Source organism: Aeromonas allosaccharophila (assembly GCF_000819685.1).
Classification (GTDB): Bacteria; Pseudomonadota; Gammaproteobacteria; order Enterobacterales; family Aeromonadaceae; genus Aeromonas; species Aeromonas allosaccharophila.
On sequence record NZ_CDBR01000043.1, the window covers coordinates 1 to 21,572 of the forward strand.

The 21,572-nt window shown below is 61.7% G+C and carries 20 protein-coding genes and 1 pseudogene; 9 read left to right on the forward strand and 12 right to left on the reverse strand.

Annotated elements, in window-relative coordinates; all coding sequences use genetic code 11:
- The 5 genes and pseudogenes from BN1115_RS22215 to bioH all read right to left on the reverse strand — a co-directional run.
- Positions 1-139, reverse strand: a pseudogene (locus tag BN1115_RS22215) (IS4 family transposase); the annotation flags it as partial.
- A 117-nt stretch (positions 140-256) separates the two neighbouring features.
- Positions 257-535, reverse strand: coding sequence for a hypothetical protein (locus BN1115_RS09175; protein WP_042059175.1), 279 nt, complete (start codon positions 533-535; stop codon positions 257-259).
- Positions 536-620: 85 nt separating this feature from the next.
- Positions 621-1,388, reverse strand: a complete 768-nt coding sequence (locus BN1115_RS09180; protein ID WP_042656907.1) for a putative metalloprotease CJM1_0395 family protein — start codon at positions 1,386-1,388, stop codon at positions 621-623.
- Between the two features lies 1 nt (position 1,389).
- Positions 1,390-1,623 (reverse strand): flagellar basal body rod C-terminal domain-containing protein, encoded by a 234-nt coding sequence (locus BN1115_RS09185; protein WP_042656908.1) that lies wholly within the window; start codon positions 1,621-1,623, stop codon positions 1,390-1,392.
- 71 nt (positions 1,624-1,694) lie between these two features.
- Positions 1,695-2,459, reverse strand: coding sequence for a pimeloyl-ACP methyl ester esterase BioH (bioH, locus tag BN1115_RS09190; protein WP_042656909.1), 765 nt, complete (start codon positions 2,457-2,459; stop codon positions 1,695-1,697).
- Positions 2,460-2,497: 38 nt separating this feature from the next.
- On the opposite strand from bioH, the gene BN1115_RS09195 reads away from it, so the two are divergent.
- A complete protein-coding gene (locus tag BN1115_RS09195) occupies positions 2,498-3,226 on the forward strand; it encodes a ComF family protein (RefSeq protein ID WP_042656910.1) in 729 nt (242 codons plus the stop codon).
- A gap of 80 nt (positions 3,227-3,306) precedes the next feature.
- Positions 3,307-3,885, forward strand: a complete 579-nt coding sequence (gene nfuA, locus BN1115_RS09200; protein ID WP_005340636.1) for a Fe-S biogenesis protein NfuA — start codon at positions 3,307-3,309, stop codon at positions 3,883-3,885.
- Positions 3,886-3,956: 71 nt separating this feature from the next.
- Here nfuA and gpsA read toward each other — a convergent pair whose 3' ends face one another.
- From gpsA to BN1115_RS09215, 3 genes are read right to left on the reverse strand one after another with little or no spacing between them, the layout of a single operon-like run.
- Positions 3,957-4,961: an NAD(P)H-dependent glycerol-3-phosphate dehydrogenase gene (gene gpsA / locus BN1115_RS09205; RefSeq protein WP_042656911.1), complete on the reverse strand. Its 1,005-nt coding sequence runs from the start codon at positions 4,959-4,961 to the stop codon at positions 3,957-3,959.
- Between the two features lie 2 nt (positions 4,962-4,963).
- Entirely contained in the window at positions 4,964-5,434 is a 471-nt protein-coding gene (gene secB / locus BN1115_RS09210; RefSeq protein ID WP_042059186.1) for a protein-export chaperone SecB, read from the reverse strand.
- Positions 5,435-5,484: 50 nt separating this feature from the next.
- Complete coding sequence (locus BN1115_RS09215) at positions 5,485-5,916, reverse strand: rhodanese-like domain-containing protein (RefSeq protein ID WP_005340640.1); 432 nt, start codon at positions 5,914-5,916, stop codon at positions 5,485-5,487.
- Positions 5,917-6,162: 246 nt separating this feature from the next.
- Between BN1115_RS09215 and gpmM the strand changes: the two genes are divergently transcribed.
- Together gpmM and envC are read left to right on the forward strand one after the other, a co-directional pair.
- Positions 6,163-7,692, forward strand: coding sequence for a 2,3-bisphosphoglycerate-independent phosphoglycerate mutase (gpmM, locus tag BN1115_RS09220; protein WP_042656912.1), 1,530 nt, complete (start codon positions 6,163-6,165; stop codon positions 7,690-7,692).
- Between the two features lie 9 nt (positions 7,693-7,701).
- Positions 7,702-9,051, forward strand: a complete 1,350-nt coding sequence (envC, locus tag BN1115_RS09225) for a murein hydrolase activator EnvC (protein ID WP_042656913.1) — start codon at positions 7,702-7,704, stop codon at positions 9,049-9,051.
- A 132-nt stretch (positions 9,052-9,183) separates the two neighbouring features.
- Here the strand turns inward: envC and BN1115_RS09230 are convergent, their stop codons facing one another.
- Positions 9,184-9,834 (reverse strand): Qnr family pentapeptide repeat protein, encoded by a 651-nt coding sequence (locus BN1115_RS09230; RefSeq protein ID WP_042656914.1) that lies wholly within the window; start codon positions 9,832-9,834, stop codon positions 9,184-9,186.
- An 89-nt stretch (positions 9,835-9,923) separates the two neighbouring features.
- On the opposite strand from BN1115_RS09230, the gene BN1115_RS09235 reads away from it, so the two are divergent.
- Complete coding sequence (locus BN1115_RS09235; RefSeq protein ID WP_042656915.1) at positions 9,924-10,931, forward strand: substrate-binding domain-containing protein; 1,008 nt, start codon at positions 9,924-9,926, stop codon at positions 10,929-10,931.
- Positions 10,932-11,074: 143 nt separating this feature from the next.
- On the opposite strand, the gene BN1115_RS09240 is transcribed toward BN1115_RS09235, so the two are convergent.
- Genes BN1115_RS09240 through BN1115_RS09250 form a run of 3 tightly spaced genes read right to left on the reverse strand, consistent with a single transcriptional unit; the run spans position 11,075 to position 14,039 of the window.
- Positions 11,075-11,716, reverse strand: coding sequence for a bifunctional 4-hydroxy-2-oxoglutarate aldolase/2-dehydro-3-deoxy-phosphogluconate aldolase (locus BN1115_RS09240; protein ID WP_042656916.1), 642 nt, complete (start codon positions 11,714-11,716; stop codon positions 11,075-11,077).
- 20 nt (positions 11,717-11,736) lie between these two features.
- Positions 11,737-13,533 carry a phosphogluconate dehydratase gene (edd, locus tag BN1115_RS09245; protein WP_042656917.1) on the reverse strand — a complete coding sequence of 599 codons (1,797 nt, stop codon included), beginning with the start codon at positions 13,531-13,533 and terminating at the stop codon, positions 11,737-11,739.
- Positions 13,530-14,039 (reverse strand): gluconokinase, encoded by a 510-nt coding sequence (locus BN1115_RS09250; protein ID WP_005340649.1) that lies wholly within the window; start codon positions 14,037-14,039, stop codon positions 13,530-13,532. Before BN1115_RS09250 ends, edd begins: the two co-directional genes overlap by 4 nt.
- 244 nt (positions 14,040-14,283) lie before the next feature.
- Here BN1115_RS09250 and gntU point away from each other — a divergent pair, with 244 nt between their 5' ends.
- From gntU to BN1115_RS09270, 4 genes are all read left to right on the forward strand, one after another.
- A complete protein-coding gene (gene gntU / locus BN1115_RS09255; protein WP_042656918.1) occupies positions 14,284-15,624 on the forward strand; it encodes a gluconate transporter in 1,341 nt (446 codons plus the stop codon).
- Between the two features lie 150 nt (positions 15,625-15,774).
- The gene (pssA, locus tag BN1115_RS09260; protein WP_042656919.1) at positions 15,775-17,124 is read left to right on the forward strand and encodes a CDP-diacylglycerol--serine O-phosphatidyltransferase; all 1,350 of its coding nucleotides are present in this window, start codon (positions 15,775-15,777) and stop codon (positions 17,122-17,124) included.
- Between the two features lie 190 nt (positions 17,125-17,314).
- On the forward strand, positions 17,315-19,384 hold the full coding sequence (gene recG, locus BN1115_RS09265; RefSeq protein ID WP_042656920.1) for an ATP-dependent DNA helicase RecG: 2,070 nt from the start codon (positions 17,315-17,317) through the stop codon (positions 19,382-19,384).
- 31 nt (positions 19,385-19,415) lie between these two features.
- Positions 19,416-21,533 (forward strand): AsmA family protein, encoded by a 2,118-nt coding sequence (locus tag BN1115_RS09270; protein WP_042656921.1) that lies wholly within the window; start codon positions 19,416-19,418, stop codon positions 21,531-21,533.
- Positions 21,534-21,572 lie beyond the last annotated feature (39 nt).

Here is a 21,572-nt window from a genome sequence, read left to right on the forward strand (position 1 = left end):
TACGGCGACGGCGCAGGGTCACGACATCCTCTTCGGCGAGCAGAGTTGTGATGAGCTCGGGGGAAATGAGGTCGGAGAGTGACTCAAACTGAGCGGGATTGCTGGCGTGGAGGAAGTCGAGAGCCTGTACGATATGCATAAAAAATCCGAAACCAATCAACTGGTTTCGGATTTTTACACATCAGCAGGATCGGTCAATGGATCCTTAACTGATCGGCATTACCGCAAGGGGCTTTTTTACACGCGAAGTACAGGATTACTGGGCCAGGGCGGCAAGAATGCTCTCGGGCTCTCCATGCTGGGCCAGCACCTCCCGCAGTCGATTGAATGCCTTGCAGGCCTCTTGCGGATACTTGCCGTAAGAGACGACGCCGGTGTGGCTCCAGCCAGCCGCCAGCATGACTTTCTTCTTGAAATGGGTTCCTTCGGTTCCCCCTCCTCCGAGCTGCATCAGAAACTGCTCCATCTGCAGGTGGGGGGGCGGTACACGGGAGAAGGTGGTGAAATCTTCCGCTTTGACTTCATCGAAATGCATGACAGCTCCTGTGAAATTGGAATGGGCCTGATCTTCAGATTAGTTGCAAAACAGGTCACACAGCTGAAAGTTTGGTGAGGGTGATTCAGATATGCAGGCTGAGGGACTGGTTAGCGGCCGGGCTGACGGCCTGTTGATAGTGGCCCGCGATGACGCTGTTGCGCTTGTCCATATAGGCGCTCAGCACACCGCCCGATTTCGCGCTCTGTTCGGCCATCAGCTCTTTGCGCGCCTTGGCTTCACTCGCGGCGGCGCTGCGCGCGACGGCCAGATCCTGAGCGGAGGGCTCGGCAGGCGCCAGCGCCGCAGAGCGTATCTGCTGCATTTTGGCGATGGTGGCGGCAGGGTTACCGGGCACGGCACTGGTATCGATCTGGACTTCGCCACCCGTCGCATAACGCTTGCCATCCGGCCCTTGGGTAAACTGATAGGTGGGCGAGCTGGCGTACTCTCCACCCGCTGACTGGTGGGCCTGCTCGTGGGTGCGTACCTCCTGATCACGCTCGATCAGATCCTGAACCTGCTGCTCTTGCCGCTGTTGCTGCTCCTGCTGTTTGGGATCTTGCTGTTTGCGCTGACCATCCTCACCGGTTGCCTCGACAAAGCGATTGTCTGGCAATGTCGTCGGCGCCGGTTGCCCGGTTTCACGGCTGTTCTGGGAGCTCTGATTGCTGGAGGCCTGACCGGCTTTGGATTTCTCTTTCTGGGAGCCGACTTCGGATTCGGCACTTGAGGCTTGACCCTGTCGGGCCTGCGGGATCAGTTCTGCCCGGCGATTATCCGTCCTAGCCGCTTCCACCTGGGGTTGCAGCTGTGTCGGAATAAGGGGGGGCAGACTGACATTGATGTTCATCTCACACCCGGATGTCGATCAGGGTTCCCATCATATCGCTGGCGGTCTGCACTACCTTGGCGGAAGCGCCAGCTTGCTGCTCGGCAACCTTGAGATTGACGAGTTCATCGGTCACTTGCACCTGATCCCCGCTGGGGGGGTTGAGGCGGGCGATCTGATTGGATGCCTTGTCGGCAATCTGCTCGGCTCGCTGAAATCCCTGTACCCCGCTGTTGAAAGCAGAATCAATACGCATGATGTTACTCCTCTGATCACAGCTTAATTATCCGCCAGACCAGAGGATTAATGAAGCTTGCAGGCTGTTTTTTAGCCAACAAAATCTCGAACGATTTCAATGAATTCGGCAGGGTGGGAGATAAAAGGTGCGTGTGAGGCCTTATTGAGGGTCACGCTGCGGCTGGCAGGGTAGAGATCATCCAGCAGGGGAATGGCTGCCTTGGGCACCAATGAATCCAGTCGGCCATAGATCCGCAACCAGGGCAGATCCAGCTCCCGCAGCGGTTCGCGCAGGTCAATGTCGGCCAACAGCGTCAGTCCGGCCTCGAGTGCGGCAAACTGCGGCGACGGGCGCTCGGCCAGCCAGTGGCGCAACTGGCGGATATCGTCCCGGGCATGTTCGCTGCCCATCGCCTGGATCGCCAGAAAACGCTCTATGGTCTGGCGAAAATCCCCCGCCAGCATCTGGTTGAAGCCGATCAGAACCTTGGGGGCGATCCCCGGCCACTCGTCGCGGGCCATGAAACAGGGGGAGCTGGCCACGGTGATCAGGGAGTGCAACCGCTCGGGATACGTCAGCGCCAGCTGGCTTGCCACCAGACCACCGAGCGACCACCCCAACAGATGGCACTTCTGCGGCAACACGGTGGCGACCAGCTCCGCCAACCATGGCAGGTTATAATCGACGCCCTCGGCCAGCGGGCTGTTGCCAAAACCGGGCAAGTCCACCAGATGAACCCGATAGTGGGACGCCAACTGCTGGGCAATGCCATGCCAGACCGCACCGTTCATCCCCCAACCGTGCAACAGCACCAGATCGGGCCCCTGGCCAAACTGCTCTACCGATATGCTCATCTAGACTCAAGATCCCTGTTCATGCTCTTGGGGTCAGCATGTTAAAGCGACTGCTCGCTAAAGCAAGCCCGCTGCTCGGCAGCCACGGCGACTGGCAAGGGAGCTGCTTGCTCTGTCATCAGCCTTGTGACAGCGAGCCCCTGCTCTGCAGCTGGTGTCGGCAGGCATTGCACAAGTCACAGCCAAGATGCCGCCTCTGCGCCGCACCGCTGGCTGACTATATAGAAGAGAGCATACCGGTCTGCGGTCGCTGCCAACGCAGGCCTCCCCCCTGGGATCGGTTGCAGGTGATCGGCGACTACCAGGCCCCCTACCCCATGCTGATCCCCAGGCTCAAATATTCCGGCCAGATCCTGCTGGCGCCGCTACTGGCTCAGCTGTTAGCCGATCATCTGGATGGCCGCGAGCCGCCGGAGGCGATCATTCCGGTTCCCCTGCACTGGTGGCGGCAGTGGCGGCGCGGTTTCAATCAGGCGGAGGAGATCGCGCAAGCCCTTGGCGAGCTCACCGGCATTCCCTGCGACAACACCCTGTTGCTGCGCATCAAGGCGACTCCGCAGCAAACAACCCTGAGCGCCGGGCAACGGCGGCGCAATCTGCGTGGGGCATTCCGGATCCGCCCCCACCACTATCGCCATGTCGCCCTGCTCGATGACGTCGTTACCACCGGCGCTACCGCCGGTCAGCTCAGCCGCTTGCTCCATGAGAGCGGCATCACAAAGGTAGAAGTGTGGGCAATCTGTCGTACCCTCCGGCACAGCAAGTAGCCATCGGCATGCTACCCAAGCATTAATAACCGCGTTATCATGAATACCCTAGTCGTACACTCAGGTTTATGAGGATAGTGATGATCAGCATTTCCGACGCCGCCCAGGCCCATTTCCGTAAACTGCTGGAAAAACAGCCTGATGGCACCAATATCCGGGTGTTTGTGGTCAATCCGGGAACCCAGAATGCCGAGTGTGGCGTATCTTATTGCCCGCCCGATGCCGTGGACCCGGAAGATCAACACCTGCCCTTCAGCGGCTTCGACTGCATGGTCGATCCCCTGAGCGCCCCCTTCCTGGTGGATGCCACCATCGACTTCGTGACTGATCAGATGGGCTCCCAGCTCACCCTGAAAGCACCGAACGCCAAGATGCGTAAAGTGGCCGACGACGCGCCGCTGATCGAGCGCATCGAGTACGTGTTGATGTCCGAAGTGAACCCCATGCTGGCCGGTCACGGTGGCAAGGTCACCCTGGTCGAACTGACCGAGGACAAACTGGCCATTCTGCAGTTTGGCGGCGGTTGCAACGGTTGCTCCATGGTCGATTACACCCTGAAAGAGGGGATCGAGAAGCAGCTGTTGGAGAAATTCCCGGGCGAGCTCAACGGCGTGAAAGACGCCACCGAGCACCAGCGCGGCGACCACTCCTACTACTGATTTGCTGCCCTTGCGGCGCAAAGAAAAGGCCCCGCCATCCGGCGGGGCCTTTTGCATGGGCAATCGGCAGATTACTCGTCCTTCTTGTCTCGCGACAGCAGGGCGATGGCCGCCTCTTTCGGGTTCTTACCCTCGTAGAGCACCTTGAAGATCTGCTCGCAGATGGGCATCTCGACGCCGCAGCGGGCCGCCAGCAGATGCACCTCTTTGGTGTTGCGATACCCCTCCACCACCTGACCGATCTCGGTCATTGCGGTGTTCACATCCTTGCCAGCCCCGAGGGCCAGCCCGAAGCGACGGTTGCGCGACTGGTTGTCGGTACAGGTGAGCACCAGATCCCCGAGCCCCGCCATCCCCATAAAGGTTTTGGCATCGGCTCCGAGGGCAGCACCCAGACGTTGCATCTCCACCAGACCCCGAGTGATCAGCGCAGTTCTGGCATTGGCGCCAAACCCGAGCCCGTCGGAGAGACCGGCACCGATGGCGATGACGTTCTTCACCGCACCACCCAGCTGCAAGCCAACGAAGTCCGGATTGGTATAGACCCGGAACGAGCGGCCACAGTGCAGCAGATGGGAGAGATCGTCGGCAAACTCGTCGTGGGTCGAGGCGACAGAGATGGCGGTCGGCAGACCGGCAGCCAGCTCCTTGGCGAAGGTGGGGCCGGAGATCACCGCCAGCGGTATCTCGTCACCCAACACGTCGCGGGCCACATCCTGCAGCAGACGGCCACTGTCCGGCTCCAGACCCTTGGTGGCCCAGGCGATACGGGTATCGGGGCGCAGGAAGGGTTTGATCCGGGTCAGCACATCACCAAATACATGGCTCGGCACGACCAGCAGCAGCACGGGGGCAGCCTGTACCGCACGTTGCAGATCCGCAGTCAGTTGCAGATCGGCAGGAAAAGGGACATCAGGCAAAAATGCCTTGTTGCAACGGTCTTGTTCCAGCTCGGCGACATGAACGGGGTCGTGACCCCACAGCAGGGTCGAATGACCGTTGCGCGCCAGAGAAATGGCAAGGGCGGAGCCATAAGACCCCGCCCCCAAGACCGAGATAGCGATCTGGTCAGCCATTATCAGGCTTCCGCAGTCGCCTGCTGGGCCTGTGCTTGCGCCATGTGCTGGGCAAACAGGGCATCGAAGTTGACCGGTGCCAGGTTCAGCTGCGGGAAGGAACCCTTGCTCACCAGGTTGGACACCGCTTCGCGGGCATACGGGAACAGGATGTTCGGGCAGAAGGCCGCCAGGCAGTGAGCCAGTTGCGGCTCCGGCAGGTTACCGATGGTGAAGATACCGGCTTGCTGTACTTCGCACAGGAAGGCGGTTTCGGTTTCCAGTTTGCAAGTCACGGTCAGGGTCAGGACAACCTCGTACACGTTGTCAGCCAGGATGTTGGTCTTGGTATCCATATCCAGCTTGACGTCCGGCTGCCACTCTTTCTGGAAGATGTGCGGGGTGTTCGGCGCTTCGAAAGAGACATCCTTGGTGTAAACACGCTGGATGTGGAATTCCGGTTGTACTTCCTGGTTGTTGATCTCGTCAGCCATTTCGTTTGATTCCTTGTTATATGGATAAGTGGGCTCAGGCCCTGCTTAAATCAGCGTTTCTTGGTTACCGGCAGATTTTCTGCACGCCATTGGGCCATGCCACCGCCGAGCACATAAACCTGCTTGAAGCCAGCTTTGCTCAGCTGACGGCCCGCGCCGCCCGCAGTCATTCCCGACTCGCACACCACTATGATGGGGGCATCTTTATGCTTTTCAACCGGGCCCAGATTATTGCTCTGGATCTGGGTCAGCGGCAGGTGCTGGGCACCGGCCAGATGGCCCTTGGCATACTCTTCCTGACTGCGAATATCCACCACGGTGGCATTCTCGCGGTTGATCAGCAGGGTTGCGGTGTGATTGTTGACGGTTTTTACCGGAGACAAACGGGCACGCACAGTGGTGTAAACCAGGGTGCCAGCCAGACCCAACCAGGCTGCGGTCAGCAGCGGGTTACGGGCCGCAAAATCCAAATACTCTTGCATCTTCTACTATCCAGGGACCAAGACAAGGGCCCGAGTATACATGGGGGTATTGATAAGATCAGCCATCTTGGCGGCAAAGCGCGAGCAGGCTCCCATCATCATTGGGCAGCAGGCATGGCAGGAAGGGCGTGGCTTGCGGGGCGGCGGGAGCGCCCCTTGGCTATCAGGTGACTATTTCGGCAGATGTAGTAATATTACGCTAGTTTCATTTCCCGCATTTTTTCCAATCCGAGAGGACATAGTCTTATGTCAACAGCTAAGAAACCTTTGGTTCTGGTCATCATGGACGGTTGGGGCTACAGCACCAAGCAAGAGCACAACGCCGTCGCTGCCGCCAAGACTCCCAACCTCGATCGTCTGGCCCGTGACTACACCAGCACCCTGATCTCCGGCTCCGGTCTGGACGTCGGTCTGCCCGATGGCCAGATGGGCAACTCCGAAGTGGGTCACGTCAACATCGGCGCCGGTCGCATCGTCTATCAGGAGCTGACCCGCATCTCCAAAGACATCAAGGATGGCGACTTCTTCCAGAACGTCGAGCTGGCCAAGGCTGTTGACGCTGCCGTCACCAACGGCAAAGCCGTTCACATCATGGGCCTGATGTCCCCGGGTGGCGTGCACAGCCACGAAGAACACATCATGGGCATGATCGAAATGGCCGCCAAGCGTGGCGCCGAGAAGATCTACCTGCACGCCTTCCTGGATGGCCGTGACGTGCCGCCGCGCTCCGCCCAGTCCTCCATCGAGCTGTTCGACGCCCTGTTCGCCAAGCTGGGCAAGGGTCGTTTCGCCTCCATGATCGGCCGTTACTTCGCGATGGACCGTGACAACCGCTGGGATCGCGTGCAGCAAGCCTATGACCTGATGACTCAGGGCAAGGGCGAGTTCACCGCCGAGAGCGCCACCGAAGCACTGGCTGCCGCCTATGCCCGCGACGAGAACGACGAGTTCGTCAAAGCGACCCGCATCGGCGAAGCTGCACCGATGGAAGATGGCGATGCGCTGATTTTCATGAACTTCCGTGCCGACCGTGCCCGTGAAATCACCCGCGCCTTCGTTGACGCCGACTTCACCGGTTTCGCCCGTACCGCCACCCCGGCGCTGAACTTCGTGATGCTGACCGAATACGCGGCCGACATCAAAACCGCCTGTGCCTATCCGCCGACTGCCCTGGTCAACACCCTGGGTGAGTGGCTGGCCAAGCAGGGTAAGACCCAGCTGCGCATCTCCGAAACCGAGAAGTACGCTCACGTCACCTTCTTCTTCAACGGTGGCGAAGAGTCCTGCTTCGCTGGCGAAGATCGCGAGATCGTGGCCAGCCCGAAAGTGGCGACCTATGACCTGCAGCCGGAAATGAGCTCCGAAGAGCTGACCGACAAGCTGGTTGCGGCCATCAAGAGCGGCAAGTACGACGTCATCATCTGTAACTACCCGAATGGCGACATGGTTGGTCACACCGGTGTGTTCGATGCCGCCGTCAAAGCCTGTGAAGCCGTTGACCACTGCGTGGGTCGCGTCACCGAGGCGCTGGCCGAAGTGGGTGGCGAGTGCCTGATCACTGCCGACCACGGCAACGCCGAGAAGATGCTGGACGAAGAGACTGGTCAGGCCCACACCGCCCACACCAATCTGCCGGTTCCGCTCATCTATTTCGGTCGCAAAGCCGAGGTTGCTGAAGGTGGCAAACTGTCCGATCTGGCCCCCACCATGCTGACCCTGATGGGTCTGCCGGTGCCGCCGGAAATGACTGGCAAGCCCCTGATGATTCTGAAATAATCCTTCCCCATGCGGGGATGCGAAGCTATTTCACAGAAAACCAGTCGCGTCGGCCTGTTAGCCGGCGCGCTGTTTTTTTGCCTGTCGTTTGGCGCCACCCCGGCCGTTGCCGCCAATCAGCAGCTGGGCACCATGCAGTCCCAGATCAAAGAGCAACAGAAGACCATCAAGCTCAGCAAGCAGGAGCTTGCCAAGCTCAATACCCAGCTCAAGGCTGACGAGCAGGCCATATCGGCCGCCGCCGCCAAACTCAACCAGACCAGGCTGCAGTTGAAGCAGAACCAGCAGAAGCTGGCGACCCTGCAAAAAGACAAGCTGGCGCTGGAAGTTCAAGCCAAACATCAGAAGCAGTTGCTGGCCAAGCAGGCGGAAAGCGCCTTTCAGGCGGGCAACCACGACTACCTCAAACTGCTGCTCAATCAGCAGGATCCGGCCAAACTGAGCCGCTCACTCGACTACTACGACTACCTGAACAAGGCCCGCATCGAGGCCATCGACGCCCTGCGCGCCACCCGTGACAAGCTGGCGAAAAACCAGCTGGCCACCAAAGAGACCGAAACCAGACTGCAGACCCTGCTTGCCGAACAGCAGGAGCATCACCAGACCCTGCTGGCCAGCCAGCAGAGCCGGGCCAAGGTACGCAACCAGTTGCAACAGTCGGTGCAGGATGACGAGCAGAAGCTCACCAAGCTGGTCAAGGCGGAGAAAGCGCTGAAAGCCCGGCTGGAAGAGCTGCGCCGCAAGCGGGAAGAGCAGGAGCGCCGTGAACGGGCCGAGCGGGAGCGGCTGGCCAAGCTGAAAGCGGAGCAGGAGCGTCAGCGCAAGCTGGCCGAACAGCGCCGCGCCGAGCAGCAACGACTCGCCGCCCAGCAGAACAAAACCGTCAAACCGGCAGAACCGGTTGAAGAGGTAGCCAGCACCAAGCCGGAGCGTGGATCGGGCATTGGCACTGCCGGTCACTACAGCGGTCTCAAGACCAATGGCAGCCTGCGCTGGCCGGTACAGGGGCCGATCCTCATCTCCTACGGTTCGCCGCGCACCGCCCAGCTCAAGTGGAAAGGCACCCTGATCGGCGCCAGCGAGGGAACCCAGGTCAAGGCGGTCGCACCGGGGCAAGTGGTCTATGCCGACTGGCTCGACGGTTTCGGCATGCTGCTGGTAATCGACCACGGTAAGGGCTACATGAGCCTCTACGGTCACAATCAGTCGCTGCTGCGTCAGGTTGGCCAGAATGTGGAGCAGGGTGAACCGGTGGCACTGGTCGGTGACAGTGGCGGTCAGGACAGACCCGGCCTCTACTTCGAAATCCGCTATCAGGGCGAGGCGATCAACCCGACCAAATGGCTGGCCAAGGGTTGAGTTAACCCGGCCAACAAGCGCGTCACACGCTCACTAGCAAAAGCCTGCATCACGCAGGCTTTTGTCGTTTCAGGAGCAACACACCCCACTGTCGGTCCCATTTGATGAAAAATTACCTAATTTTCGATCGGCTCAGGGAAAGACAACCAGACCGATCTGCTCCAGCAAAGTCTGCTGCTGATCCTCGTTGATCTGCACCCCCTGCAGATCGACCCGACGCAGATCCAGCCCCGGCAGATCGCACTGGCGCAAATCGCAGCCCTGCAGCTTGAAGCTGGTCCAGTCGATCTGGCCAAACTCGGAGCCGCTGAGATCGGATCCCGCCAGCGAGGCACCGAACAGGTTGGCCCCCTGCCAGCGGTTTTCGGTCAGCTCGCACTTTTCCAGCAGACACCCCTCAAAGCTGGCGTAACTGAAGTTGTTGCCGGTCAGATGGGCATCGCAGAAGTAGCTTTTGGCGGTGATCTGGTTGGCGAAGCTGGCGTGGCCGAAGTTGATGCCGACCGCCTGACAGTCGCGCATCTCCAGCCCCAGACACTGGCTGCGGCTGCAATCGGCCATGGTGAGATCGCAGCGCAGAAAGCTCGCCTCGCGCAGGTCGCAACCCTGCAACAGGCAACCCCGCTCACTCTCCCGATCATAGAAGCTGCAGTCGATGAAGCGGCTATCGCCCAGATCCAGCCAGGAGAAGTTGCAGCCGATAAAGCGGCACTCCGAGAACTGCTCCCCCTCCACATCCTGTTGCTCGAACCGGACATCCACAAACTGCTTGCCTCTGATCATCGGAAAACTCCTGCAAAAACGGCTTCATATGCTGACTTTATCTGCCGAAAACGGTAATGTTACATGTAACATCCACCCTGGACACCCCTATGAGCCCCACCCGCAAGCGCCGCCCCACCCTGCAAGATATCGCCGACCAGACCGGCGTGACCAAGATGACTGTCAGCCGCTATCTGCGCGACCCGCAGACCGTGGCGGAGGGGACCCGTGAGCGGATCGCGGCGGCGGTGGAAGAGCTGGGCTATATCCCCAACCGGGCGCCGGACATTCTCTCCAACGCGACCAGCAAGGCGATCGGCATCCTGATCCCCTCCCTCTCCAACCAGGTCTTCTCGGCGGTGATCCACGGCATCGAGTCGGTGACCCGACCGGCCGGTTACCAGACCCTGCTGGCCCACTACGGCTACAGTCCGGAGCGGGAGGAGGAGCAGGTCGCATCCCTGCTCTCCTACCATGTGGATGGGCTGATCCTCTCCGACAGCCAGCACACCGAGCGCACCCGCAAGATGATCGCCACCGCCGGCATTCCGGTGGTGGAGACCATGGATCTGTCTGATACCCCTATCGACATGGTGGTCGGCATGGATCATAGCGCCGCCGCCCGGGCCATGGTAACAGAGATGCTGCGCCGGGGCCGACGCAAGGTGGTCTATCTGGGGGCGCGGCTCGACGTGCGTACCCAGCTGCGGATGGAGGGTTACTATCAGGCGATGACCGACTTCGGCCTCACCGGCCAGCATCTGCTGACCGAACAATCCTCCAGCTTCACTCTGGGGGGCGAGCTGCTGGATCAGGCGCTGGTACGGTATCCCGACCTCGACGGCCTGTTCTGCACCAACGATGACCTGGCGGTAGGCGCCCTGCTGCAGTGTCAGGCCAAGTGGATTCCGGTGCCCCAGCAGATCGCAATCGCCGGCTGCAACGCCCTCGACATCGGCCACGCCATGACCCCCAAGCTGGCCAGTATCGCCACCCCGCGGGAAGCGATCGGCCGGGAGGCAGCCACCATGCTGCTGGCGCGCCTTAATGGCCACTCCTTGCCAGAGACCCGCAAAGACATCGGTTTTTCTCTCTATGAAGGGGAAAGCCTTGGGTGATAACCCACAACAACGGATCGGGTAGGGTCGATTAGCGCAGCGTAATCGGCCGCGCGAACATATTTGACCCCACCGAGGGAGAAATGAAAAAGCAAACAGGCCACCCGAGGGTGGCCTGTCTGGTTTTTCTGCATAACTGACGCTTAGCGTTTAACCATTTCAACCGCTTCGCGGGAGAGGCGGGTCACCTCTTCCCAGTTGCCGCTCTTGACCGCATCGGCCGGCAACATCCAGGAGCCGCCGACGGTGGCCACGCACTTGAGCGCCAGATAGTCGGCCACGTTTTTCGGGCCGATACCGCCAGTGGGGCAAAACTTCACCTGGGGCAGCGGGGCAGCAATGGCGGAGAGCGCCTTGGTGCCGCCGTTCGCTTCAGCCGGGAAGAACTTCAGATGGTCGTAGCCCGCTTCCAGCGCCTGCATCACTTCGGACGGGGTCGCCACACCCGGGATCAGCGGTGCGGTGCTGTTGGCCGCATGGGCCAGCAGGGCCGGCGTCATCCCCGGGGAGATGACAAAGCGGGCACCAGCGGCGACGGCTGCGTCAAACTGCGCGCAGTTGAGCACAGTCCCGGCACCGACCATGGCATCCGGCATCGCCTTGGCGATAAGGGCGATGGCGTCGAGTGCCACCGGAGTGCGCAGGGTGATTTCGAAGACACAGATGCCGCCGTCGAGCAGCGCCTTGGCCATCGGCAGGGCCTGCTCCAGCTCGTTGATGACCATCACGGGTACCAGCGGGGAGGCGGCAAACACCTCGGCCGGGGTCACTTTCCAGTTCTGCATAGCTCTTCCTTAGTCAGCTCTTAATCAAAGATGGTAGCGCCACACTCGGCGCTCGATACGGCGCGACGCATCACGCTGAACAGTTCACGGCCCCACCCCTCTTGTTCCAGAGTGAGGTCAATCTCGGCCTGGGTGCGGCCGCTCAAATCGGTCAGGCAGTCGAGACGACCACTCACCGCATCCACCCGCAGCAGATCGCCGTCGGCAAGCAGGCCGATAGCCCCGCCGTGCAGCGCTTCCGGAGTGACGTGGATGGCGGCCGGGATCTTGCCGGAGGCACCGGAGAGACGGCCATCGGTGACCAGCGCCACCTTGTAACCGGCTTTTTGCAGATTGCCGAGCACCGGCATCAGCTTGTGCAGCTCCGGCATGCCGTTGGCGGCCGGGCCATTGTGGCGCACCACAATCACGGCGTCCTGATTGAGATCGCCCGCCTTGTAGGCCGCTTCCACCGCATGCTGGGAGGAGAAGACCCGCGCCGGGGCTTCAATCACCCGATATTCGGGAGCCACGGCAGAGACCTTGACCACAGCGCGGCCCAGATTGCCCGCCAGCAGCTTGGTGCCGCCGGTCGCATTAAATACGCTACCCGTGGGAGAGAGCACGCTCGCATCGCTGCTTTCACCGACCGGCTGCCATACCAGCTGGCCATCGACCAGTGCCGGACGGCTGAGGTAATCCTGCATCTCGCCAAAGACCGGAGTGGCATCCATGTGGATCAGCCCCTCTTGCGCCAGACGGCGCATCAGGCCGGGCACACCGCCCGCCTGTTCGAAGGCGTTGACGTCGGCCGGGCCGTTCGGGTACATGCGAACCAGCAGCGGCACCACGTCGGAGAGATCGCTGATGTCATCCCAGGTCAGCACCAGACCGGCCGCGCGGGCCAGTGCCACCATGTGGATGCTGTGGTTGGTGCTGCCGCCGGAGGCGAGCAGGGCCACCAGACCGTTGACCAGCGAGCGCTCGTCCAGCACCTCGCTCAGCGGGCGATAGGCCGGGGATCCCGGGATCATGGCGCTGATGCGGCGGGCTGCTTCGGCAGTCAGGGCGCGGCGCAGCTCGCTATGCGGATGCACGAAGGCGGAACCCGGCAGCATCAGGCCCATGGCCTCGAACACCAGCTGGTTGGTGTTGGCGGTGCCGTAGAAGGTGCAGGTGCCTGCCGCATGGTAGGCGCCACACTCCATCTCCAGCAGGGCGTCGCGCCCCACTTCACCGGCGGCGTACTTCTGACGCACCTTCACCTTCTCGTCATTGCTGATACCGCTCGCCATCGGGCCAGCAGGTACAAATGCAGTCGGCAGGTGAGCGTGGGAGAGCGCCCCCATGATCTGGCCCGGGGCGATCTTGTCGCAGATGCCGAGCAGCAGGGTGGCATCGAAGGTGTTGTGAGAGAGTGACAGTGCGGTCGCCTGCGCGATCAGGTCGCGGGAGAAGAGGGACATGTCCATCCCCGGCTGACCCTGGGTCACGCCGTCGCACATGGCGGGCACGCCGCCAGCGACCTGGGCGCTGTGGCCCAGCTCGGCCAGCACGGCCTTGATCTGATCTGGATAGCCCTGATAGGGCTGATGGGCGCTCAGCATGTCGTTGTAGGCGGTGACGATGCCGACGTTGGCGCGGGTCATGTCGAGGATGCGACCCTTCTCGTCACTGCTGCAGGCCGCCACGGCGTGAGCCAGGTTGCCGCAGGCCAGCGCGGCGCGGGTCTTGCCCTGCTCTGCCTGGCGCTGGATGCGGGCCAGAAATGCCTGACGACGGGCGACACTGCGCTCGCGGATGCGGGCGGTGACGTCGGAAATTACCTGATGAATCATTGGGCTTGCTCCAATGCTGTGACGGCGCGGTCAACCACCTGTTCGAAGGTGCCGTCTATATCAATGTGGAATACACCGGCTTCGCCATCCGGGCGCTCCAGAGTATCGAACTGACTTTGTACCATGCTTTCACGCATGAAATGGCCTTTGCGGGCACGCATCCGCTCGAGGATCAGCGGCTGGCTGCCATCGAGGAAGATGAAGCTGACCGACTCGTTGCCTTCGCGGATCTGGTCGCGGTACTTCTTTTTGAGGGCGGAACAGACAATGATGCCGGTCTCGTTCTTCTGCTCGAGACTGTAGGCGGCGTCGCGGATCCGCTCCAGCCAGGGGGCACGATCCTCATCGTTGAGGGGGTTGCCGCCAGCCATCTTCTGGATGTTGGCCTTGGGGTGCAGGTCATCACCATCGATGAACTTGGCGCCCAGCGCTTCGGCCACTTTCAGACCCACGCTGGATTTGCCGCTACCACACACACCCATCACGATAATGCACTTACCCGCCATAATTTGACCTCTGTCCCACTTTTCAAAAAACCAGCTGTTGATGGGTTCTAATCTAACACGTTACCGGTAACATGTTACCGGTAACGATTGAAAATGTGAAGTCTGCCACAGACTGAGCAAACCCATAGTCACCTGGGCATATGATGTTGAGCCCTTGCCATAAATCTAAATAAATCATAAAGATATGGTTTGCCGACGGATCGGCAAGGTGTCACTCTGAACTTGGAAAAAGGAACGCATAACAATGTCTGACCTCTCCCTGATCATGACAGCCGCCGGCTCGATTGTGCTGCTGCTCTTCCTGGTGATGAAGGCCCGGCTCCACGCCGTGGTTGCCCTGATCCTGGTCTCCATGGTGGCGGGTCTCGCCGCTGGCATGAACCCGGCCGATATCGCCGCCACCATCCAGAAAGGGATGGGTGGCACCCTCGGTTTCGTTGCCGTGGTGGTGGCGCTGGGCGCCATGTTCGGCAAGGTGATGGAAGTGACCGGCGCTCTCGACCGGGTAGCCCACACCCTGCTCGGCAAGTTCGGCGTCAAGCGCGCCAACTGGGCCATGGCCCTGACCGGCTTTGTCTGCGCCCTGCCGCTGTTCTTTGACGTGGCCGTGGTGCTGCTGATCGGCGTCGCCTTCGCCATCGTCCGTCGTGGCGGCGGCAGCGTGGTGAAGATCGGTATCGCCCTGCTGGCGGGTATCGCCACTTGCCAAGCCTTCCTTATTCCGGCGCCGGGCCCGATCCTGGTGGCATCCCAGCTGGGTGCTGACTTCGGCTACATGATCCTGTTCGGCCTGATCGCCGCCGTACCGGCACTGATCCTGGCAGGCCCGCTGTTCGGTGACTTCATCAGCAAGATCGTCGATGTGCCGCTGCCTGCCGACGCCCAGAACAGCGTCCACGATGACAGCAAATCCCTGCCCTCTTTCGGGCTGGCCATGGGTCTGATCGGTCTGCCGCTGCTGCTGATCGGCCTCAAGACCATCGTCGGCCGCTTTGTCGAGGCGGGCTCCACCCTGCACAACTGGCTGGAGTTCATCGGTCACCCCTTCACCGCCATCATGGTCGCCTGTCTGGCCGCCTTCTACCTGCTGGGTATTCGCCGCGGCATGTCCCGTGACGAGGTGATGAGCGTCTGCAACAGCGCCATCCAGCCCGCCGGTGTCATCATCCTGGTGACCGGTGCCGGTGGCGTGTTCAAGCAGGTGCTGGTTGATTCCGGTGTGGGCGCCGCCCTTGGCAACATGCTGGCCGACTCCGGTCTGCCCATCGTCGCACTGGCCTTCATTCTGGCCGCTGCAGTACGGGTGATTCAGGGCTCTGCCACCGTCGCCATGCTGACCGCTTGCGGTCTGGTGCTGCCGATGCTGGAACCGCTCGGTCTGAACGGCGCCCAGCTGGCGGCCGTCACCATCGCCATCGGCGGCGGTGCCATCGTGCTCTCCCACGTCAACGACTCCGGTTTCTGGCTGGCCAACCGCTACCTCGGTCTCTCCGAGAAGCAGACCCTGCAGACCTGGACCGTGATGGAAACCATCATCGGCACCACCGGTGGCGTGATGGCGATGATCATCTACAGCTTCCTCTGACAAGGGCGAAAAGCTGACAAAAAGGCCTCACTCGTGAGGCCTTTTTCATCTTTCTGATGATTCTTTCTTTGGCTGAGAGGGCGAGATTGCTAGAATCGCCTATTCATCGCTCCGAGTGGAACGCTTAACCCCGTGATTTCAGGTTTATCTATGCATTCATCGGCCCATTATCGACAACTGCTGGCGCGCCTGCCCCAGATCGCCGTCGCGGCGGATCAGTTTGAAGTGCTCTACAGCGCACAGGATTTCAAACGCCGCATTCTGGCGCTTATCGCCAGTGCCACCCGGCGCATCTATCTGGTCGCGCTCTATCTGCAGGATGACGAAGCAGGACGGGAGATCCTCTCCGCCCTCTACGCCGCCAAACAGCGCAATCCGGCCCTCGACATCAAGCTGTTCGTCGACTTCCACCGTGCCCAGCGCGGCCTGATCGGCAAGGGCAAGCAGGGCGGCAACCACCTGATGTATCAGGCCATGGCTGCCGAACACGAGCACCAGATCGAAATCTACGGTGTGCCGGTCAAGGGGCGCGAGCTGCTCGGCGTGCTACACCTCAAGGGCTTCATCTTTGATGATGTGGTGCTCTACTCCGGCGCCAGCCTCAACGACATCTACCTGCACCAGCAGGATCGCTACCGCTTCGATCGCTATCACCAGATCACCAGCCCGGAGCTGGCCCGCAGCATGGTCAACTATGTGGACGACCTGTTCGTGAAGAGCGACGCAGTGCAGCGGCTGGATCACAGCGACATCCCCAGCGCCAAGCAGCTGAAGGGGCCGATTCGCCGCTTCAAGCAGAACCTGCGCCAGAGCCAGTACCGCTTCAGCACCATGCCGGTCAACACCCAGGAGGTGGCAGTCACCCCCATGGTGGGTCTGGGCAAGCGCAACAACCAGCTCAACCTGATGATCCGCAATCTGGTGCGTGCCACCGAGCGGGAGATCTTCATCTGCACCCCTTACTTCAACCCCCCCAAGGAGTTGAGCAAGGATATCGATGATCTGCTGCAGCGCGGTTGCAAAGTCACCATCGTGGTGGGCGACAAGACCGCCAACGACTTCTTCATTCCGCCGGAAGAGAAGTTCTCCACCATCGGTGGCCTGCCCTATCTCTACGAGACCAACCTGCGCAAGTTTGCCGAGCGCAACCAGCGTCACATCGACGACGGTCGCCTCAACCTGATGCTCTGGTGTTGCGAGCGCAACTCTTACCATCTCAAGGGGATCTTCGTGGATGACGAGTGGGCCCTGCTCACCGGCAACAACCTCAACCCCCGCGCCTGGGCGCTCGATCTGGAGAACGGCCTGCTGGTGCACGATCGTCGCCACCTGCTGCGTCCCCAGTTCAACGCGGAGCGGGAGAACATCCTGACCAACACCAAGCGGATCAGCCACTTCGATCAAGTTGAGCAGATCCAGGACTACCCGGAACAGGTGCGCAAGCTGCTGGGACGGATCCATCGGGTCAAGGCCCATCTGCTGCTTAAACGCATCATCTGACCTTGGGCGCCATGCGCCTGCACCTCGCCTGTTGGCAGCCGTACAAAGGCCTCCCGTTTTCGGCAGGCCTTTGTTATATCCGCCGTTTCTCCCGCGTTGGCGGCCCTGCCAGCAGCAACTCGGCTTGCATCGGCCCCTCAACAACCCCTATCATCTGGACATATTTACAGTGTTTTCGGGCATCTAATTGATGAAATTGGATAAAATTCCTCTCGATAGCCTCAAGGGTGTCGGCAGCAAGATGCTGGAGAAGCTCGAGCGGCTGGGGCTGGCCACGGTACAGGATCTGCTGTTCCACCTCCCCCTGCGCTACGAGGACCGCACCCAGGTGTGGCCCATCGGCGATCTGCCGCCCGGCCTGCACGGCGCTGTCGAGGGCGAAATCCAGGACACTCAGCTGGTGATGGGGCGCCGCCGCATGATGGTCTGTCGCATCAGCGATGGCACCGGCACCCTCACCCTGCGCTTCTTCAACTTCACCGCCACCCAGAAAAACAGTCTGGCAGCGGGCCGTCTGATCCGCTGCTTTGGCGAGGTGCGCCCCGGCAAATACGGGCTGGAGATGGCCCACCCCGAGTACAAGCTGCTCGGCGAGGAGCAAGCAGGTCAAACCGAAGAGGCGCTCACCCCCGTCTACCCGACTACCGAGGGGCTGCGCCAGCTCACCCTGCGCAACCTCACCGATCAGGCGTTGGCCCAGCTCGACCTCTATGGCGTGGAGGAGCTGCTGCCCGCCGGTCTCTATCCCCACCAGATTGAACTGGCCGCCGCCTTGAAACTGCTGCACCGCCCGCCCCCCTCGGTGGCGCTGCCGCTGCTCGAAAGCGGCCAGCATCCGGCCCAGCAGCGGCTGGTGCTGGAGGAGCTGCTGGCTCACAACCTCTCGGTCTTGAAGGTGCGCGCTCAGGCGCAAACCCAGCTGGCCCGCGCCCTCAAACCGGCGCCCGCGCTGGTCGAACAGCTGCTCGGCGCCCTGCCGTTCAAGCCCACCGGCGCCCAGAGCCGGGTGGTGGCGGAAATAGCTAAGGATCTGCAACAGAGCCACCCCATGATGCGACTGGTGCAGGGGGACGTGGGCTCCGGCAAGACGCTGGTTGCGGCACTCGCCGCCCTGCAAGCTATCGGCAATGGCTGTCAGGTGGGCTTGATGGCGCCGACCGAGCTGCTGGCGGAACAGCACGCCATCAACTTCGCCAAGTGGCTGGAACCGCTCGGCATCGGGGTCGGCTGGCTGGCTGGCAAGCAGAAGGGCAAGGCGCGGGAAGAGGCGCTGGCCGCCATCGCCGACGGCAGCGTCAAGATGGTGGTGGGCACCCACGCAATCTTTCAGGAGCAGGTGGTGTTCCAGCGTCTGGCGCTGGTCATCATCGATGAACAGCACAGATTCGGGGTGCATCAGCGCCTCGCCCTGCGCGAGAAAGGGGAGCGGGAAGGGGTGCATCCCCATCAGCTGATCATGACCGCCACTCCCATCCCCCGCACGCTGGCGATGACCGCCTATGCCGATCTCGACACCTCGGTCATCGACGAGCTGCCGCCGGGCCGAACCCCCATCACCACAGTCGCGCTACCCGACAGCCGTCGCGGCGATGTGATCGAGCGGGTCAAACTCGCCTGCACCGAGGGCAAGCAGGCCTACTGGGTCTGCACCCTGATCGAGGAGTCGGAGGTGCTGGAGTGTCAGGCCGCCGAGGATACCGCCGCCGAGCTGCAGAACCTGCTGCCCGGCCTGCATATCGGGCTGGTACACGGCCGGATGCGTCCGGTCGAGAAACAGCGGGTGATGGAGGAGTTCAAGGCAGGCATACTGCAACTGCTGGTCGCTACCACCGTCATCGAGGTGGGGGTGGATGTGCCCAACGCCAGCCTGATGATCATCGAGAACCCTGAGCGACTGGGGCTGGCGCAGTTACACCAGCTGCGCGGTCGGGTTGGCCGGGGGGCGGTGGCCTCCCACTGCGTGCTGCTCTATCATGCCCCCTTGTCCAAGACGGCCCAGAGCCGGCTCGGGGTGCTGCGGGAGACCAACGATGGCTTCCTGATCGCCCAGCGCGATCTGGAGCTGCGCGGCCCGGGGGAACTGCTCGGCACCCGCCAGACCGGTCTGGCCGACCTCAAGATCGCCGATCTGGTGCGAGATCAGCCGCTTATTCCGCAGGTACAGAAGATGGCGCGCTTCCTGATGGATAGGCATCCGAGTCATGTCGAACCCTTGATACGGCGCTGGCTCGGTCTGCGAGATCACTACTCAAACGCCTGACAACACACCCCAAAACAGGAGGAAAGCACTCATGAATTCCTGGCTACGCGGCCTGCTCTACACCTTCGCCTTCCTGCTGCTGTTTGTCTGGGTTGCCCTCGGCCTGTTCGACGCCGAGCGCGCCAAAGGCCCCATCGCCAACTGGATCAGCCAGCAGACCGGCGTGCCGGTCACCATAGGGCGGCTGGTGTTCAATCCTCTTCACCCCTACACCCTGCTGGCGGAGCAGGTGCGCTACGGCGATGCGGTCTCCCTCGACAAGATCTATCTGGAGATCGAGAGCATCGACTGGCTGAGCCGCGACGTGCGCATCGCCCACCTCGATCTGATCCGCCCCGCCATCAAGCTGCCGCTGCCCAACCAGTTGCCGAGCCTGCCGGTGCACTCCCTCACCATCAGCGACAGCACCATCGACCGGCTCAGCCTGGAGAGCCCCGAGCTGATCCTGCGCGGACTCAATGCCACCCTGAGCGACTGGGAGCTGATCGACCCGAAACGGCAGCCACAGGCCAACCTGAGCCTCAATATCGGCCAGCTGGAGACCCCGCAATTCACCTTCGTCCGCCTCAACCTGCAAGGACGGCTGGAGGGGGAAGTGCTGCGCACCGACAAGCTGGTGACCAACCTGTTCGACGGTCTGCTGGAGACCGGCATGGTGCTCGACTGGCCCGCCCGTACCCTGCAACTGCACGACCTCAAGGCACGCGGCCTGCGGGTGGAGCTGGGTGATCTGACACAGCAAGGCTTCCCGCAACGCTTCCCGTTGCAAAGCGTGTCGCTGGATCGCGGCCAGCTGGACGGTGTCAGCCTCAACGACATCAATCAGGAGCTCTCCTTCAACAACTTCAGCGGCCAGCTCACCGCCTTCAACTGGCAGGCGGGCAACCAGCCCACCGGCTATCTGACCGGCACCCTGGGCGACATGGGCCGCGGCCTGTTCCAGCTGGAGGAGATCAAGGGCAAGCTCGCCTTCTCGCCCCAGCAGATCGATGCAGAGCTGCAGGGCAAAGCCTACGAGGGGGCATTCACTCTGGATCTGGCCCTCGACACCCAGCAGCAGAAGCTGACCCTCAAGGATATGACCCTGAGCGGCATGGATATCAGCCTGCCGCAGGGGTGGTGGCAGGATTGGCAGAGCTGGCGCCCGCAGCAGGTGGATATCCGCAAGCTGGCGTTCGACAAGCTCAAGGTGCTCTCCTTCGACGATACCCTGCCCCTGTCGCTGACCGGCTGGCAGCTCTATCTGAGCGATCTCGCCCTGCGCGATAATCAGCCCGGCCCGCTGCTTGGCCGTGCCCGCATCGAGAGCAAGTGGTTCGAGCTGGTGTGGGATGGCCTCAGCGCCCGCAACGGCGAACTGGATGGCGAACTCACCCCCAGCTCGTGGCAGCTGGGCAAGCTCACCAGCTCGCTGCCGGATGAGGGCACCCTCAACCTGAGTGGACAATGGGGCCGCGAACTGGGCCAGAGCAGCCGCCTGCAACTGCAGGCAACCAAGCTCGATCTGGTGCAGTGGGGCAAGATACTTCACTCCCCGGTCTCCTTCGCTGGCAAGGCGGACGTGAGCGCCGACCTGCAAGCCGAACACGGCAAGGCGGCGGGCGAGTGGCGCCAGACCCTGCAGGGCAGCTTTGCCCTCGATGCCGACGAGCCGTTCTGGGACAAGGTGAAAATAGATCCACTGCTGGATGAGTGGTTCAAGGGGGCGACCCCGCCCGTCCTGACGCCAGATCAGCTGTGGCAGGCGATGCAGGAGGGTGACACCCCCTTCTACCGCATCAAGCTGCAGGGCAAGATCGACAAGGGGCAACTGCAGATCGAGCAGGCTGGCGCCTCCACCATCACCCATCTGCTGGCGCTGCAAGGGGGGATCGATCTGGTCAACGAGCAGTGGCAGCTCGATCTGGGGGTGCTCAACGGCAACCGCTGTGCCGAGCTGCTCGGCCAGTGGCGCGGACCGCTGACGGCCCCCACGCTGGCATGGAGCTTCCCGCAGAAGCAGGACGCCTGCGGCTGGGAGGTAGGAGTACGCTATCCGCCACAAGGCAACAGTGCCCCGCTCTGGCGACCTGCTCCCGCGCCGAAAGCTCAAACCCAAGCCCAAGTGCAGACCCAAGCCGGGCAGACAAGCGACAGCCAGCAAGGGTAAAAACAGACAAGGCCTCATGACGAGGCCTTGTTGTTTGAT